15 protein-coding genes are annotated in these 18,591 nt (G+C 29.0%); 5 read left to right on the forward strand and 10 right to left on the reverse strand.

From position 1 onward, the window contains the following. Window positions 1–76: 76 nt before the first annotated feature. Window positions 77–1,333, forward strand: a complete 1,257-nt coding sequence (metK, locus tag BX611_RS02070; protein ID WP_115877829.1) for a methionine adenosyltransferase — start codon at window positions 77–79, stop codon at window positions 1,331–1,333. A 68-nt stretch (window positions 1,334–1,401) separates the two neighbouring features. Here the strand turns inward: metK and BX611_RS02075 are convergent, their stop codons facing one another. Genes BX611_RS02075 through hisC form a run of 6 tightly spaced genes read right to left on the reverse strand, consistent with a single transcriptional unit; the run spans window position 1,402 to window position 8,840 of the window. Continuing rightward, complete coding sequence (locus BX611_RS02075; protein ID WP_115878919.1) at window positions 1,402–2,295, reverse strand: flavin reductase family protein; 894 nt, start codon at window positions 2,293–2,295, stop codon at window positions 1,402–1,404. A 5-nt stretch (window positions 2,296–2,300) separates the two neighbouring features. Then, window positions 2,301–3,539, reverse strand: coding sequence for a fumarylacetoacetase (gene fahA / locus BX611_RS02080; protein WP_115877830.1), 1,239 nt, complete (start codon window positions 3,537–3,539; stop codon window positions 2,301–2,303). A gap of 22 nt (window positions 3,540–3,561) precedes the next feature. Next, window positions 3,562–5,325, reverse strand: coding sequence for an aromatic amino acid hydroxylase (locus BX611_RS02085; RefSeq protein WP_115877831.1), 1,764 nt, complete (start codon window positions 5,323–5,325; stop codon window positions 3,562–3,564). A gap of 13 nt (window positions 5,326–5,338) precedes the next feature. Then, window positions 5,339–6,505, reverse strand: a complete 1,167-nt coding sequence (gene hppD, locus BX611_RS02090; RefSeq protein ID WP_115877832.1) for a 4-hydroxyphenylpyruvate dioxygenase — start codon at window positions 6,503–6,505, stop codon at window positions 5,339–5,341. A gap of 15 nt (window positions 6,506–6,520) precedes the next feature. Further along, window positions 6,521–7,678 (reverse strand): homogentisate 1,2-dioxygenase, encoded by a 1,158-nt coding sequence (locus BX611_RS02095; protein ID WP_115877833.1) that lies wholly within the window; start codon window positions 7,676–7,678, stop codon window positions 6,521–6,523. 34 nt (window positions 7,679–7,712) lie between these two features. Next, a complete protein-coding gene (gene hisC, locus BX611_RS02100; protein ID WP_115877834.1) occupies window positions 7,713–8,840 on the reverse strand; it encodes a histidinol-phosphate transaminase in 1,128 nt (375 codons plus the stop codon). 172 nt (window positions 8,841–9,012) lie between these two features. Between hisC and BX611_RS02105 the strand changes: the two genes are divergently transcribed. After that, window positions 9,013–9,498, forward strand: a complete 486-nt coding sequence (locus tag BX611_RS02105) for an Lrp/AsnC family transcriptional regulator (RefSeq protein WP_115877835.1) — start codon at window positions 9,013–9,015, stop codon at window positions 9,496–9,498. 117 nt (window positions 9,499–9,615) lie between these two features. Here BX611_RS02105 and BX611_RS02110 read toward each other — a convergent pair whose 3' ends face one another. The 3 genes from BX611_RS02110 to BX611_RS02120 are packed head-to-tail and all read right to left on the reverse strand — an operon-like array spanning window position 9,616 to window position 13,731. Then, a complete protein-coding gene (locus tag BX611_RS02110) occupies window positions 9,616–10,131 on the reverse strand; it encodes a PepSY domain-containing protein (protein ID WP_115877836.1) in 516 nt (171 codons plus the stop codon). A gap of 34 nt (window positions 10,132–10,165) precedes the next feature. After that, window positions 10,166–12,835: a carboxypeptidase regulatory-like domain-containing protein gene (locus BX611_RS02115; protein ID WP_115877837.1), complete on the reverse strand. Its 2,670-nt coding sequence runs from the start codon at window positions 12,833–12,835 to the stop codon at window positions 10,166–10,168. A gap of 29 nt (window positions 12,836–12,864) precedes the next feature. Further along, a complete protein-coding gene (locus BX611_RS02120; RefSeq protein WP_115877838.1) occupies window positions 12,865–13,731 on the reverse strand; it encodes a GLPGLI family protein in 867 nt (288 codons plus the stop codon). A gap of 125 nt (window positions 13,732–13,856) precedes the next feature. Between BX611_RS02120 and BX611_RS02125 the strand changes: the two genes are divergently transcribed. From BX611_RS02125 to BX611_RS02135, 3 genes are read left to right on the forward strand one after another with little or no spacing between them, the layout of a single operon-like run. Next, window positions 13,857–15,326, forward strand: a complete 1,470-nt coding sequence (locus tag BX611_RS02125) for a sensor histidine kinase (RefSeq protein WP_115877839.1) — start codon at window positions 13,857–13,859, stop codon at window positions 15,324–15,326. Next, window positions 15,319–15,999 carry a response regulator transcription factor gene (locus BX611_RS02130; protein ID WP_115877840.1) on the forward strand — a complete coding sequence of 227 codons (681 nt, stop codon included), beginning with the start codon at window positions 15,319–15,321 and terminating at the stop codon, window positions 15,997–15,999. The genes BX611_RS02125 and BX611_RS02130 overlap by 8 nt, the downstream gene beginning before the upstream one ends. A gap of 25 nt (window positions 16,000–16,024) precedes the next feature. Beyond that, window positions 16,025–16,690, forward strand: coding sequence for a deoxynucleoside kinase (locus BX611_RS02135; protein ID WP_262510536.1), 666 nt, complete (start codon window positions 16,025–16,027; stop codon window positions 16,688–16,690). A gap of 71 nt (window positions 16,691–16,761) precedes the next feature. Here the strand turns inward: BX611_RS02135 and pckA are convergent, their stop codons facing one another. Continuing rightward, entirely contained in the window at window positions 16,762–18,384 is a 1,623-nt protein-coding gene (pckA, locus tag BX611_RS02140; protein WP_115877842.1) for a phosphoenolpyruvate carboxykinase (ATP), read from the reverse strand. Window positions 18,385–18,591: the final 207 nt, after the last annotated feature.

Raw genomic sequence — 18,591 nt, forward strand, 5'->3', positions numbered from 1 at the left:
AAAGCAGTAATAATTTACTCCTTTTAGCGACCAACGCAATCTTCAATTTTCTTAAACAATTTAAAATTAAATAATTATGTCATATTTATTTACGTCCGAATCAGTTTCTGAAGGACATCCAGATAAAGTTGCTGATCAAATTTCAGATGCATTAGTTGATAACTTTTTAGCTTTTGACCCGAACTCAAAAGTTGCCTGTGAAACCTTAGTAACTACTGGCCAAGTGATGTTAGCTGGTGAAGTAAAATCTAATACCTATTTAGATGTTCAAAAAATAGCAAGAGATGTTATTAATAACATTGGTTACACAAAAGGTGAATATATGTTTGATGGAAATTCTTGCGGTGTTTTATCTGCAATCCACGAACAATCTCAAGATATAAACCAAGGTGTAGATAGAGCTACAAAAGAAGAACAAGGCGCTGGAGATCAAGGAATGATGTTTGGTTATGCTACCAATGAAACTGAAAATTTAATGCCATTAGCATTGGATTTAAGTCATAGAATTTTGCATGAACTTGCTGAATTAAGAAGAGAAAATAATGCTATTACCTATTTACGCCCAGATTCTAAAAGTCAGGTTACCATTGAATATACCGATGATAATGTACCTTTTAGAATTAAAGATATTGTAGTTTCAACTCAACACGATCAATTTTTAGATAATGATGATGAAATGTTGGCTAAAATTAAAAGTGACGTTATTCATATTTTAATTCCAAGAGTAATTGCAAAATTACCTGCAGCTATTCAAGCATTATTTAATGATAATATTGTGTATCACGTTAATCCAACCGGAAAGTTTGTAATTGGTGGACCTCACGGTGATACAGGTTTAACAGGACGAAAAATTATTGTTGATACTTATGGAGGAAAAGGTGCTCACGGTGGTGGTGCTTTTTCAGGAAAAGATCCAAGTAAAGTTGATAGAAGTGCGGCCTATGCAACACGCCATATCGCAAAAAACTTAGTTGCTGCTGGTGTAGCTGATGAAATTTTAATTCAGGTTTCATATGCAATTGGAGTTGCAAAACCAATGGGGATTTATGTAAATACTTATGGAACTGCCAACATTGATAAAGCAGATGGTGAAATTGCTGAAATAGTTGAAAGTTTATTTGATATGAGACCAGCAGCCATTGAAGAACGTTTAAAATTGCGTCAGCCAATGTATTTAGAAACTGCTGCTTACGGGCATATGGGACGCGACAACAGAACAGTTACTAAAACCTTTTCAAACGTTGATGGTACTGAGAAAACTATTGAGGTTGAATTATTTACTTGGGAAAAATTAGATTATGTTGATAAGGTAAAGGAAGCCTTTAATTTATAAAAACAAAAAAGCTGTTAATTTTTTAACAGCTTTTTTTTTGAATAAAATTTATTTACTTCAACTGTTTACTACAAACAAAACAATGTTTTTATTGCTAACAATAAATTGTTATCTTCAAGCTGTTTTTTTACTAGTAAATGAAGCTGTTCCAATTTCAACTGCTCATTTTCAATATTCAAAACTTTATTAACTTCAGGTAGTTTTTTATGTAATTCTATTTCAGAATCTGAAGGAATTTCGTTACAATTCCCTAACCTTCCCAAATTATTCCCAGTAAGTATTTCAGTTTTATAAACATGATTAGGAAGTTTATCTACACCAATCCCTTTTGTATTTAGAGGTTTTGGGATTTCAAATATTGATTGTTTTGTACATCTTGTATACCAACTTCCACCCATTCTAGCTACCAAATCCAATTTTTCTGTATCTAATTGATTTTTCTCATCCAAATATTTAGTGTTCAGATGAATATAAACTACCTTACAAATAACCAAATTTCCTGCTCCAGCTTCATTTCCCAATGCAATAATATCATCTACCACACATTCAAAAGAAACTGGAGATTCTCCAACTCGAGGAGGTTTTACTTTTATAGATGCTTTTTCTGTTAATCCGGATTTAGTAAATTCATTTACACCATCTCCATATTCTGTACTAGCTAAAGACATTTGTTCAACTAGTTGATGATTCACAATATTAATTACTACCTCTTTAGTTTGTTCAACATTTTTTAATGTATGTTTTGTAGTATTATCTCTAACTCTACGAGCTGGTGAAAATATTAATATTGGCGGATTAGAACTAAAAACATTAAAAAAACTAAAAGGACTCAAATTTACATTTCCAAATTTATCAACAGTACTAGCAAAAGCAATTGGCCTTGGAGCAACCGCTGTAAGCAATATATTTTGAAGATTTGCAGTAGTAATTGAACCTGGTTCAAAAGATTTCACATTTTCCATATGCATTATTTTTTAACTGGTAAAAGTTGAGATTTCACTTCACCAAAACCAACCCTAATCCCATCTTTTTCACAATAACCTCTCATAATAACTGTATCATAATCTTCAATAAATTTTCTCTTTTCACCATTTGAAAGTTGTATAGGATTTTTACCCGCCCAAGTAAGTTCTAACATTGAGCCATATGAATTTGGGTTTTTACCGCTAATAGTTCCTGAAGCCATTAAATCCCCAACATTTATATTACAACCATTACTTGTATGATGTGCAAGTTGTTGTGACATGTTCCAATACATAAATTTAAAATTTGATTCACTAACAATGGTTTCGTTACCATTTTTTGGTTGAATAGAAACCTCTAAATTAATATCATAATTTTTCATTCCTTGGAAAGCTAAATAAGGTAAAACTTTAGGCTCTTGTTTTGGACCACTAACTCTAAAACGGTCTAAGGCTTCAAGAGTAACAATCCAAGGCGAAATTGATGACGCAAAGCTTTTTGCTAAAAAAGGTCCTAATGGAACATACTCCCACTTTTGAATATCTCTAGCTGACCAATCATTAAACAGTACTTTTCCAAAAATATATTCTTCAGCATTATCAATCGATACTGAATCTCCTATTGTAGTTTTTTTTCCAATAACAAAACCCATTTCTAATTCAAAATCAACTCTTGAAGATTGTTGAAAAATAGGATTCATTTCATTTGGAAGTACTACTTGACCTTTAGGACGGTGTATATTTTCTCCACTAATTAATATTGATGAAGATCTTCCGTGATATCCAACAGGTATATGTTTCCAATTTGGCAATAAAGCATTTTCAGGATCTCTAAACATTATCCCTACATTTGTAGCATGTTCTATACTTGAATAAAAATCAGTATAATCTCCGATTAAAACAGGTAAATGCATACTTACCTCTTTTTGTAAATAAAAAATATTTTTTCCTGTTCTTAATAAAGAAGTCTCATCGCATAATTGTTCTTGAATAATAGTTCGAACTTTTGTTGTTACAGGTTTTCCTAAAGAAATAAATTCATTTAAATAATTTGCTTCAAATACTTCAAGCTCTATATCTAATTTATCAAAAATTCCTAATTTAGAAACTTCATACAAATCCATTACAAACTCTCCAATTGCTATTCCAACTCTTCGCTTATTATAAGGTGTTGAAAAAATTCCAAAAGGAATATTATATATACTAAAATCTGAATTCTCAGAAATTGGAACCCATGTTTTCATAATTTATCTAAAATCTATTTAATTATTTTTTATTATTGGCTAATATTCTTAACCCATCTTCAATCAACTTTGTATATTTATTTTCCGATCGTAAAGTGTTCAAAACATTCAGAACATCTTCAGAAAAATGATAATTTATATGTGAAACCAATTCATAAATTTCCAAAAATAATAACCATTCTTGGCTGTTATTTTTTAACACTTCATTAAATATTTCCTTTAATCGAATTTCATCAACCTTCTTTTTCTCTCTCATCTCTCTAACTTCTCCATAAAAAGAGTGTAATATTCTTTCATTTTCTGAATAGGTTATTTTATGCGTTTTTTCTTTGGAAACTTTAAAAATATTATCAAAAGAATCAAGTGAGGCTGGACCTGAAAAAGCTGAAGTAACTTCTTTTCCAACTGCCATATCATAAATACCCCATTCAGGCCTAAATAATGTTTGATTTTTATAAGTTACTGTACAATTTTCAAATGATATTAAAAGAATTTTACCTTGCAAGTCTCTTTTTCCAGTTATAATTTTTCCAACAACCTTAACTCCTCCTTCAAAAACCAGTTCAGTTATTAAACCTTCATAAATTCCATATACCTCCAAATCTTTTGGTGACATATCTTCAATTGCTAAGTTAATACCTTCCAATTTTCCTACTGGGCTTCCAAATCCTTCTTTATGATAAGTTATTCCATGACCAATTAGTTCTTTTTCTCTTGAAGCTAAAGCTGTATTACCTATAGTTTGAATATAAATCACTTTACCCTCATAACTTATAACGTTTGTAAAAACTCCTGAAATTTGTATTCCTGTACTCAGCTCAACTGTTCCTAGACTTTTTGAAGTGATTAATTTTTTTACCCCTTGCAAACCACCTTTTCTAATAGCCATTTTATTTGCAAATTTCTCTAAAACATAGCTTAAATGCGAAAAATTTGGTGTTACAAATAACTGTGGTTGTGGTTTAGTAATATCAAAATTTACTTTTGCAGCCTCTATTGTGTATGGAATTTTAATTACATCATCACTTAAACAAGCTTTACTTTCACCTATTGATGATAACAATCCTGCTCCATAAATTTTTGGGTTTTCAATAGTTCCAATCAATCCATATTCAACGGTCCACCAATGCAAATTTCTAATTTGAGCCATTTCAGATAATTCACCTTGCCCACTCTGTAATTTATTCACTTTTTCAACAGCTTCCTTAATTACATTTAATGGTGTATTCGGATCTTCCTTAACAATTGACAGATGTCTTACAGCATCATAAAGTTCATAGTCTTCTGCAGATGAAATTGCTTTACAACCAATTTCACCAAATCTTCTCAAATATTCTGCATATTCAGGATTTGCAATTATAGGAGCATGGCCAGCAGCCTCATGTATAATATCAGGTGCTGGTGTATATGCAATATGTTCCAAGGTTCTTATATCAGAGGCAATTACAAGTACATTATATGCTTGAAATTCCATAAATGCATTTGGAGGAATAAATCCATCAACGGCAACTGCCGCCCAACCAATTTCTTTCAAAATACGATTCATTCCTTCCATTTTAGGAATAATATCTATAGAAATACCTGTTTTTAATAGCCCTTCTAAATAATAGCCACTTGCCGTATTTTTTAAATAATCTATATTTAAACGCATCACATAGCGCCATACTGCCTGATTTTGGGCTGTATATTCTTCATAAGGCTGTTTAACAATGAACTTATGTAAATGTTTAGGCAACCTTTTTGTTACACTATTTAATAATGGTTTATATTCAGAAACGTATTTCATCTATTATTTTAAGTTATAAAGTACCTCTATTTTCTTGTTCTCGTTCTATAGCTTCAAACAATGCCTTAAAATTACCTTTTCCAAATGACTTAGCTCCTTTTCTTTGTATAACTTCAAAAAACATTGTTGGTCTATCTACTACTGGTTTTGTAAATAATTGCAACAAATATCCTTCATCATCTCTATCTATTAAAATACCATGTTCTTTTAGAACTTCAATATCTTCATCAATATCTCCAACGCGTTCTAATAAGTCATCATAATAATTTTCAGGAACATATAAAAACTCTACACCACGGCTTCTCATATCTGATACGGTTTTTACAATATTATTGGTTGCTACAGCAATATGTTGAATTCCTGGACCATTATAAAAATCTATATATTCTTCTATTTGAGATTTTTTCATTCCTTCTGCAGGCTCATTTATTGGAAACTTTATACGTCCATTTCCATTTGACATTACTTTACTCATTAAAGCCGTATAATCTGTTGAAATATCATTATCATCAAAAGATACAATTTGAGCAAACCCCATTACTTTAGCATAAAATTCACACCATTTATTCATCTCGTTCCAGCCTACATTTCCAACCATATGATCAATAAATTTCAATCCGACTGTACTTGGATTGTAGTATGTTTCCCATTTTTTATAATTGGGTAAAAAAACACCTGAATAATTTTTTCTCTCAACAAATATATGAACTGTTTCTCCATACGTATAAATTCCTGAGCGAACAACATATCCATTTTCTCCATCATCCTCTCTTGTTGGTTCCAAATAAGACTTCGCTCCTCTTTTTGTTGTTTCCTCCCAAGCATTTGTTGCATCCTCAACCCATAGGGCTATAACTTTAACACCATCTCCATGTTTATCAATATGCTCATTAATTGGTCCTCCTTTTACTAAGGAAGTTGTTAAAACCAACCTAATTTTATCCTGTTTTAACACATACGAAACTCGATCTTTCATTCCAGTTTCTAATCCTGCATAGGCTTCTGATTGAAATCCAAATGCTGTTTTATAATAATTAGCTGATTGTTTTGCATTTCCAACATACAGTTCCACATAATCTGTTCCTAACAAAGGAAGAAAATCCTCAGCTTCATCAAACATTTTTTTTAATGAATATTCTGTATTTTGCAGGTCTTTTAAATTTTTTATTTCTGTTGACATATTTAATTTTTTTAATTAAACTTTCCAAGATTTATAATAGTCTTCAACTATCAGTTTCATTGCTTCTTTTGTAATAGCCATTGGTTTAAACGGATCAATCATTACTGCTAATTCTTGCGTTTCTTTTTTTCCAATACTCCTTTCTATTGCTCCGGGATGCGGTCCATGTGGAACCCCACCAGGGTGCAAAGTAATTTGACCTTTTTCAATATTATTTCTACTCATAAAATTTCCATCAACATAGTACAACAATTCATCCGAATCAATATTAGAATGGTGGTATGGAGCTGGTATCGATTTTGGATGATAATCATACTTTCTAGGTACAAAACTACACACCACAAACCCTGCAGATTCCCAAGTTTGATGAATTGGTGGTGGCATATGAATTCTACCAGTTATTGGCTCAAAATCATGTATTGAAAATGCGAAAGGGTAATGATACCCATCCCAACCTACAACATCAAAAGGATGATTTCCATAAATATATTCCCACAAATCTCCTTGCTTTTTTACCTTAATTTTAAAGTTGCCTTTTTCATTAAAAGTTTGCAAATCTTTAGGTAAACGAAAATCACGTTCACAAAAAGGTGCATGTTCTAAAAGCTGGCCAAAATTATTACGATATCTTTTAGGTGTAAAAATCGGCTCAAAAGATTCTACATATAAAATTCTATTCTCAGTTGAATCAAAATCTATTTTATAAATAACACCTTTAGGTATAATTAAATAATCTCCATATTTAAATACTATATTTCCATAACAGGTTTTTAAAATTCCTGATCCTTTGTGAATAAAAAGCATTTCATCTGCATCTGCATTTTTATAAAAATAGTCTTTTGAAAAATCTTTGGGAGCAGCCAAACCTATATGCAAATCTTTATTAACAAATAGTGTTTTTCTACTTTTAAGAAAATCATTTTCAGGCTTTATAGAAAACCCTTTAAAGCTCAATGCTTTCATATTTTTCTCAATAGCAATTTCTGGAGATACCGAACCCAAATTTTTGATCTCATTTACAACTGTTGGTGGATTTATATGGTATAACAAAGATGATATCCCTGAAAATCCAGCTGTTCCAAAAAGTTCTTCTTGATAAATTCCGCCATTTGGATTTTCGAAAATTGTATGCCTTTTATTTGGCACCTTTCCTAATATATGATATCGTGACATAAACTTATTTATTTTAGTTATTAAAAACTGCTTATTAACTATTTGTAGCTAGTATATTTATTTTTTTAATTGCCTTAATAAGTGCTTCGTTAGCTTCTCTATTTCCTATAGAAATTCTTACTTTTCCAACTGCACCAAAATTCTCAACTGGACGAACTGCAATTCCCTCTTCTGCTAAATATTTAACAAAATCATCTGCTGGAATTGGAGGGTTAATTAAGAAAAAATTAGCTTGAGAAGGATAATAGTCTATACACATTTTTTCAAATTGTGATTGTAAAAAAATACGTTCATTTTTAATTATATTCATAGTTCTTTTAATAAAAAAAACATCTTTTAAAGCCGCTATTGCTCCTTGTAATGATAATTTTGTGATTAAAAAAGGTTTGCAAATTTGATGTAAATAATTTGCAACTTCTTTATTCGTATATGCATAACCAACCCGTAAAGCTGCTAAACCGTAAGTTTTTGAAAAACTATTAATTGCAATAATATTTGGATACTGAGAAATATATGGCAAAGCTCGAACATAATCATTCGCTTCTGCAAAATGCCAATAAACTTCATCAAAAACAACAACAATATTTGAAGGTATTTTAAACATGAAATCCTCAAAAACATCTTTAGGTATATAAGATCCTGTAGGATTATTAGGGCTTGTTAAAAAAATTATTCTGGTTTTATTTGAAATTGCATTAACTATCCCCTCAACATCTAATCCATAATCTTCTATAAATAATGGTACATCAATAATAGTAGCACCTGCCCATCTAGAAAACATTTTATAAGGCACAAAACAAGGGGTAGATACAATTACTTCTTCACCTTCTCTTACAAAACCTCTAACTATCAAATCTAAGAGTTCAGACCCACTAGCAGCACAAACAAACTGCTCTGCTTTTAACTGATAGTTATAATAAACTTCCAGAGCTTTTCGTAAACGGATATCTGTTGTATCTGGATATAAATGCAAATCCTTTAAATTATTTTTAATGGCTTCAATTGCCATTGGCGAAGTACCAATTGGATTTTCATTTGATGAAAGTTTGTAAACCTTTTGATTTTGATTTTTCGGAACAATTCCCTTACCTCCTTTATAGCTATTTTTTACAGTTAAAAAAGATTTAAAAAGTGTAGATATGTTGTTTAATTTATTGTTCATAAATGCGATTTTAATAAAATCAGAATTATTATTCTATTAACAAACTTAATCTGTTGCTTTAAAATATTATTATTTTTAACCATTATATTTGTATTATTTAGAATATTATTCTATATTTTGAATCATATAAGTATTATTATTCTTTAATATATAGTAACCATAAAAAAAATAAATGAAAGGAAAACTCGATGAAATAGATCTTAAAATATTAGACCTTTTACAAAACGACTGTAGAATTACAACCAAAAATTTAGCTAAAAAATTGAACCTTTCTACAACTCCTGTTTTTGAAAGAATAAAAAAATTAGAAAAAGAAGGGTATATAAATAAGTATGTAGCTTTGTTAAATGAACGTAAAATAGGTTTAAAACAAACCGTTTTTATTGGTGTTAAATTAAAAGGGCACACCAGAAGTTATTTACAAAAATTTTTAGCACAAGTAAATGCTTTTACTGAAGTAATGGAGTGCTACCAAGTATCTGGTAATTTTGATTTTTTATTAAAAATTGTATTAGCAGATATTGATGCTTATGAAACATTTGTACAAACAAAACTATCTTTAATTTCAGAACTTGGAAATGTACATAGTTATATAGCAATTAAAAAAGGAAAAAACATTACAACCTTAGATTTAAAGTCTTTACAAAATTCTATTTAATATTTTTAATACATCATTAACAAATCAAACCAATTATAAACCCAAACAAACAATAATAACAAATCCCAACTTTTTAAAAAGTTGGGATTTTTTTGTTCTTAAAACACACTTAAATTTTTATATAAAAATTAGAATTAGTGTTAATACAACTCCACCAAGTGTAAAATACATTCCTTTTTTAAATGTTTTAGTTTTTGGTAAAAACATCCAAAAGGACGAAACTGCAAAAAACAACAGTGATAATCCAAAAAATATATTTAACCAATATAGTGGATTATCAGTTGTAGCTTTATGTAAATGTGTCATTTTATCCAACACAAAAGGAAGCTCTTTGGATGTATAATTTGCAACTCCTGTGCTATTATTATAAGTTCCGTTATTAAAATATAAAATATTGTTCTCGGTTTTTTCAATTTTAATATCTCTTATTCTTAACATTTTACCAAGTTCTGCAATTTCTAAACCTGGTTGCAATTTCTTTTCATTTTGTTTTTCTACTTTAAAAGCATCTGTATTTCGAAAAATAAGAACAGTTCCGCTTAGCGCATAAACAATCATAATTCCAATTAGAAAAAATCCTAAATATCGGTGGATAATTCGCATATAAAAATTTGTTGATTTTTTACTTTTCATAAATTGTATTCTAGTTATTAATAGTTGTTTTTAATTATAAATTATATTTTACAGACAACATAAATAAACGTGGCTGAATATAATATAATGATGTAGAATTGCTATCTACAACTTCATTATATCTATCACTGTTCATTGAAATATTATCTGTTAAATTATTTCCTGAAATCTTAAATTCCCATTTACTATCTTTTTGTTGGTAATACAAGTTTGCATTTAAAAATGAATAGTTGTTTTTAACTGTATTTTCATCATTTTTGTAATTGTAATGACTATAATCTGCTGTTAAAATAAAATTCTTTAAAAACCCTATTTCAACATTAGCAAAAGGTCGATCTGTTGTACTTCCTGTATTTGAATAATCTGTAAACGATTTTTGATAACCAATTTCAAAATTAGGAGCGTCCTTAAATTTTGTTGCAACACTTCCCTGATAGCTATGTGTTAGTGTTTTGGATTCAATTTGCTCGTTATTTACTATATTATTAAATATCGAATTTGAAACATTTGCTCTAAAATTTGTTTTTAGTCTACTATACGTTTTCCCATATCTAAAATTTGCCGATACAGTTTCATCTGCAAAATCAGAATTTATAGGATATGAAATTCTATCAACCCCAATAAGTTTACTACTATTTTTAACGCCATTTACACTTTTAGTATAATTAACAGATGCGTGAATATTGGTAAAAGAAAACATACTAAAACTAAAATAACTTAGTGAATAACTATGACGTAATGAATTTTCAATAGTTCTATTTCCGCGTGATAAAGAATTATAATTATCTAAAATATATCCTTCGGCAACAGTATTTATATCAGAAAATTGTGAAGTAATAGCATAATTAAACCGTAAACTTTCAGAAGATTTAAATTGTAAATTTGCATAAACATCAGGTAAAACTTTGGTTAAATTATCTTTATTTACTGTACCTAATTGCGTATCTTTTGTTATGTATTTATGTAATTTAACTCCTGGATTAAATGTAAAAATTCCTGAAACCATTTTATAATGCACACCTAAAAATACATCTGAAAAATTATAATTTGCATCATTATTTAACACAGTATCATTAAAATTTAAGATGGACCCATTATCTAATTCTTGCGAAATACCAGATGTAAACTGTTGTCCGCTTAGGGTGGTTCCTAAAGAAAAATTAATATTACTTTTTGGTGTTAATAAGTAGTAATAGTCAAATTTTGCATCAAATTTATTGGTGCTTGTTTTTTTATTTTGAATAATATTGTAAATACTTTCAGAATTTGAAGAAGGGATAAGTTCAAATGGTTGTGAAGTTGCGAGCGCATTATACAACGGCTGATCTTTTTGGTACAAATACTGCATTTCAGCTGAAAAAATATTTTTATCATCAATGGTATAATACAAATTAAAATTCTGATTTAACGAAACAGGTTTTTCTTCTTTATAAGTATCAACAGTTCCTCTATTTGTTGAAGTTACATCGTTAAATTCTGTTTGCTCAGAAATTTTTCCAAAAATATCATAATCAATATGAACATTGGTATTTGGTTTATATGTTGTACTGAATTTTAAAAGACCTAATTTACTTCCTTGTGTAGCTGAATTTTCGCTATCTTCAGTTAAACCTGTTTTATTATAAACTGTATTAGATTGCGTAAACATATTTGTTTCAGAATCATTTACAATAGCAAAACCATTAAAATCTAATCCTTTTTTGGGTACCAAACTAAAGTTTAAAGCTCCAAATTTAGATATTATTTCTTGAGCTCTATTATTTTGAACAGTCATAAAACCTAATCCACCAGAGGCTACATTAAAACTTGTACCACTTCCACTCATACCACCTCGTAATCCGCCGGTAAACCTAAAATAATCGCGCATTGTAAAAGGTGTTTCACCAATATTATTAAAATCAGCTAAAACATTCACACTTTTATTTGTGCTGTAATAAAATAATTTCGGTTTCGCTATATATTTTTCGTTATCACCAGCTCCTGCATTTATTTCACCAAACCAAAATTTATCTTTTCCTTTTTTCAGTTTAATGTTTAAAGCAATATTATCCTCGTTATTGGTAACACCACGCATCCCTGAAACCTCGTTGTAATTTTTTAGAACTTGCACTTTATCAATTGCGCTTGCAGGTATATTTTGAGTTGCTAATTTAGAATCTCCGTCAAAAAATTCTTTCCCTTCCACTAATACTTTTTGAACTTTTTTGCCTTCAACCTCTACTTCTCCATTATCATCAATATCAATTCCTGGAAGTTTTTTAAGTACATCTTCTAGTTTTTTTTCTTTTCCTGAAGTAAATGAATCGGAATTATAAACTATGGTATCTCCTACAATTTTAACAGGCATTTCGTAAGTAATTTCAACAGTACTCAACTCTTCATTTGACTCCTTTAAAACAATATCTTTTGAAAAACTTTCAGTAATATTATCAGTAGTTACTTCAACATCTTGAGTGTTAAAACCTAAATAACTTACTTTTAATGTATAAGCTTCATTTTCTTCCAAACTTAGCTTATAATTCCCTTTAGAATCTGTTATTGAATAGGATTGCAAAAATTTTGTTCCCTTTTTAAAAGCAATAACATTCGCCATTTCAAGCACTTCGCCTGCTTCATTTTTTACAATTCCTTCAAGTTTTACATTTTGTGAAAATGCTACTATTGAAATAAGAAAAAACAATACTAATAATGAGCTTTTTTTCATTTAATTATTTTTAGAATTTTAATTCTTTATTAACCTCCTATTCTAATTCTATGCCCTTCATTTCCACCTTTTTGACGCTCATTTCTCATACGCTCTCTCATTTCTTTCATTTTTTCTACAATAATTTCATCATATTCTTTTTGACTTACTTCTTTTCCTTTTGAAGGTTCTGTAATTTCAATTTTATCTTTAGGATTCATTATAATTTTAGTACACAAAATATTTGTATTAGCATAAGCTACTTCTAAAATTAAGCCAGGTAACCCCCAATAATCTCCAGGACCATGACTTACAGGAACATCTAAAGTATACCAAGCCGTTACAATTACTTGTTCCATTTCTGGCTCTTTATTTTCTTCTTCATCCTCTTCATTTGAACCTCTTCTTCCAAATCTAAAATTGGTTTCTCTTTTAGGCATTTCAATAACAGTTGTTGCTTTAAAACATAAATTTTGACCAATCATTTTTGTTTCTTGCTCCATTTTCCAATCATAAACAACCAAGTTATCTTTAATTAAAAAGTTTTTACCGCTAAATTCGCTCTCTTTTGAAGAAGTTTTAGTTTGTGTATTTTTATAATAATTACCAGATGCTCCACCACCCATCATCATAAAACGCATACCACCTCTACCTCCAGCAGTTTGGTCTAATTTTTCTTCCTCCTTATAAATTGAAGCCGTTTTATTAAAAGTTAAAGTATATGTTTTTTCTAACTGACTTTTCATTCGTTCCTTTATCATTTCTATTCTATCAGCCGGAATTCCGCTACCTGCAAAATCCATATCTAAAGTAGTTTTTGTTTGATAAATTGCTTTCCCTTGAAAATCTTGAGCAAAAGCAACTGAACTTACAAGTAAGATTAAAATTGTAACAATTTTGAATATTAAATTAGTCATTTTCTTTAATTTTAAAATTAATTTCAATACAAATATAACCGCTTCATTAAAAAACTACCGTTAATTAGTGTTAACTACTGTTAACCCATTCGGATTTACCGTTTTATGTGCTTAACTTTGAAGTTATGAATAAGCAAAATTATAAATGGGTAGTTTATTTTATTGGTATAACCATACTAATAACAATTGCTGCCCAGGTATATTGGAATTATAGAGAGTACCAAATAAACAAGCAAAACCTTATTAGTAAAGTCCAACTAAGTTTAGACAATGCTGTAGAAGCCTATTTTGTAAATTTAACCAAATCAGGTATTATTACTTTTACTTCCGTGGATTCTATTGGTGAAAACAAAAAAACTGATACTATAATTGTAAAAACAAATTCCAGAAGAGGATTGCGTAAAAAACTTGATAGTACCTTACAAAATATAGCCATTTTAGAAAATGACAAACCTTTATTTATTGAAACTCCTAGAAATGATCCATATCCATTTTTTACTAGAAATAAAATGATTCCAAAAAACATTGACAGTTTAATGTCTAAAGTTTTTATTTCAATTTCCAGAGACACTTTAGATTTAAATAATTTAGATACTTATTTAAATAATGAATTTAATAGAAATAATATTGATGTAACCTATGGTTTAAAATATAGTTATGGTGAAAGAACTGGAAATGATGAATTTATTCATAATACCATTGAATATAAACTTGAAAAATTTCCTGAAAAGCATTTAACAACAACCTCAAAATCAACCTTTTTACCGCACAGAAGTAAGTTAGAATTATTTTTCACCAATGAAACAAAATTACTTTTAAGAAATTCATTTATTAGCATTTTACTTTCTTTATTGTTGTCGGCCAGTATTATTGCAAGTATTATATATTTGTTAAAAACCATATACAAGCAAAAACAATTGGCTGAAGTAAAAAATGATTTAATTAATAATATTACACACGAATTTAAAACACCTATTGCAACTATTTCAACAGCCTTAGAAGCTTTAAAGAATTTTAATGCTTTGGATGATAAAGTAAAAACTGAAAAATACATATCCATAGCAAATTCTCAAGTTTCTAAACTTCATGTTATGGTTGAAAAAATTTTAGAAACCGCTTCCTTAAATCAAGAGAATTTAGTTTTAACCAAAGAGCCTATTGAATTGGCTAAGCTAATTGAAAATGTAATTGAAAAATATGAATTAATAAATACAAATAAAAAATTCAATTTTAAAAACAGCATAGGCAATGTAGTTTTAAATTTAGATAAATTTCATTTTGAAAATGCTATTGGAAATATTATTGATAATGCCATTAAATATGGTGGAAATAAAATTACTATTGAATTGGTTTTTGATAAAAAAAATATTGTTATTTTAATTAAAGACAACGGAAATGGTATTCACAAAAATGAGAAAGATAAAGTTTTTGATCAATTTTATAGAATCCCAACTGGTAATACACACAATGTAAAAGGATTTGGAATTGGCTTGTTTTACACCAAAAATATTATTGAAAAACATAAAGGTAAAATTGATATTATTTATGATAAAAACAATAACACCCTTTTTAAAATTGAATTGCTAAATGAGTAATCCTATAAAAATATTATTAGCTGAGGACGAACCTTCATTAGGACAAATAATAAAAGAAAGCCTAGAAACCAGAAATTTTGAAGTTTTATTATGTGAAAATGGTGAAGAAGCTTATAAAACCTATAAAGCTGAAAAACCGCTTTTGTTGGTTTTAGACATTATGATGCCAAAAAAAGATGGTTTTACACTGGCTAAGGAAATTAGAGTTGAAGATTCAGAAATTCCAATAATATTTTTAACAGCAAAATCACAAACCGAAGATGTAGTTGCAGGTTTTAACCTTGGTGGCAACGATTATTTAAAAAAACCCTTTAGTATGGAGGAATTAATTGTTAGAATTAATGCTCTTTTAAAAAGAGGAAAAAATGATATAAATAATGGTCCAATACATTTAGGTAATTTTATTTTTGACTTAAAAAAACAAACGCTTCAGTTTAACTCTCATATTGAAACATTAACTCATAGAGAAGCACATTTATTATTTCATTTAGTGAAAAATAAAAATCAAACTTTAGAACGCTCCTTTATTTTAAAAAAACTATGGGGAGACGACGATTTTTTTAACGCGAGGAGTATGGATGTTTTTATTACAAAACTTCGAAAAAAATTAAAAGAAGACCCTTCAATTCAAATTATAAATATTAGAGGCTACGGTTATAAGTTGATTTATTAATCCGTTAAAATTGTATTACTAATTCATAAAAAATTTATTTAACTTTAGCGTTTTAAATTTTACATATAAATTAATTATGCATGTAGCCATTGCGGGTAATATAGGAGCAGGTAAAACTACTTTAACCAAACTTTTAGCAAAACATTATAGATGGGAACCTCATTACGAATCTGTTGAAGAAAACCCATATTTAGATGATTTCTATGGTGAAATGGAACGTTGGTCTTTTAATTTACAAGTATATTTTTTAAATAGCAGATTTCGACAAATTTTAGAAATTCGTGAAAGTGGTAAAAATATAATTCAAGACAGAACTATTTATGAAGATGCTAGAATTTTTGCGCCAAATTTACATGCAATGGGTTTAATGCCAAATAGAGATTATCAAAATTACGATTCTCTTTTTGATTTAATGGAACGATTGGTAACTCCTCCCGATTTATTAATTTACTTAAGAGCATCAATACCTACTTTAGTTGGTCAAATTCATAAAAGAGGTAGAGATTATGAAAACTCTATAAGTATAGATTATTTAAGCAGACTTAATGAACGTTATGAAGCTTGGATTACAAAATACACTAAAGGAAAGCTTTTAATAATTGATGTTGATAATTTAGATTTTGTTGATAATCAAGAAGATTTAGGATCTATTATAGATAAAATTGACGCTCAAATAAACGGATTATTTTAAAATTCTTTTTATTTTTTAATAAAAAAAGCTCGCCAATGGCGAGCTTTTTTGTAAGCAAAATGTTTAATTTATTATAATTGAGGTCCTGCAGCAACTAATGCTTTTCCTTCTTCATTATCTGTATATTTCTCAAAGTTTTTGATAAATAAACCAGCTAATTTAGTAGCTTTTGTTGTCCATTCTTCAGTATTTTCATAAGTATCTCTAGGATCTAAAATCTCAGTATGCACACCTGGTAAGGCAGTTGGAACTTCTAAGTTAAAAATTGGAATTACTTTTGTTTCAGCTTTTTCAATAGAACCATCTAAAATTGCATTTATAATTCCACGAGTATCTTTAATAGAAATACGTTTTCCTGTTCCATTCCATCCAGTGTTTACTAAATAAGCTTCAGCTCCATTAGCTTCCATTTTTTTCACTAACTCTTGACCATATTTTGTTGGGTGTAAAGTTAAGAAAGCTGCACCAAAACAAGCAGAGAATGTTGGAGTTGGCTCAGTAATTCCTCTTTCTGTACCAGCTAATTTAGCTGTAAACCCTGATAAGAAATGGTATTTAGTTTGCTCCGGAGTTAATTTAGAAACTGGAGGTAATGTACCAAATGCATCTGCAGATAAGAAAATTACTTTTTGAGCAGCACCTGCTTTAGAAACTGGGGCTACAATATTTTCAATATGATTAATTGGGTAAGAAACACGTGTGTTTTCAGTTACTGAATTATCATCAAAATCAATTTTACCATTAGCATCAACAGTTACGTTTTCTAATAAGGCATCTTTTTTAATAGCTGCATAAATTTCCGGCTCAGAATCTTTATCTAATTTTATAGTTTTTGCATAACAACCACCTTCAAAGTTAAATACACCTTCATCATCCCATCCGTGCTCATCATCTCCAATTAATTGACGACTAGCATCAGTAGATAATGTAGTTTTACCAGTTCCTGATAATCCAAAGAAAATTGCAGTATCTCCATCTTTTCCAACATTAGCTGAACAATGCATAGAAGCAATTCCTCTTAATGGTAAATAATAGTTCATCATTGCGAACATACCTTTTTTCATTTCACCACCATACCAAGTACCTCCAATAATCTGGATTTTTTCAGTTAAGTTAAACAATACAAAATTTTCTGAATTTAATCCGTGATCCTTCCAGTTTGGGTTTGATGTTTCAGAACCATTCATTACAACAAAATCAGGTTCTCCAAAGTTTTCCAATTCTTCAGCTGTAGGTCGAATAAACATATTTGTTACAAAATGTGCTTGCCATGGAACTTCAACAATAAAACGAACTTTTAAACGTGTATCTTCATTTGCACCACAAAAAGCATCAACAACAAATAATCTTTTTCCTGATAATTCGTCAATTACCAATTCTTTTAGTTCATTCCAAACTGCTTGAGTTGTTGGCTTGTTATCGTTTGGAGCTTGTGGAGAATTCCACCATAAAGTATCTTTAGTAACATCATCTTTTACAATAAACTTATCTTTAGGAGATCGTCCTGTAAATTTCCCTGTCATTACATTAACGGCTCCTAGTTCAGTTAAATATCCTCTTTCATATCCTTCTAATGAAGAATCCAATTCATATTCATATAATTCATCATAAGATGGATTATATATCACTTCTTTAACATCTTTAACACCTAAGTCGTTTAACGACGTAATTACTGATTTGCTTAGAATTTCCATAAGTCTTTGTTTTAATCTGTTATTTATTTCAATTATTTCTTTAACAAATTTACATATAATTAAAAGTTCTTGTTTATGACATTTATCAGTAAAAAACTGCTATTTACTAAAACGTTTTCCAAGACTTAATATATTGATATTGTTTTGTTTAAAGCATATAATTATTTTTATATTTTTAACGAAAACATTTTCGTAAAATTTCAAAAA

The organism is Lutibacter oceani (assembly GCF_003384935.1).
GTDB classification, from domain to species: domain Bacteria; phylum Bacteroidota; class Bacteroidia; order Flavobacteriales; family Flavobacteriaceae; genus Lutibacter; species Lutibacter oceani.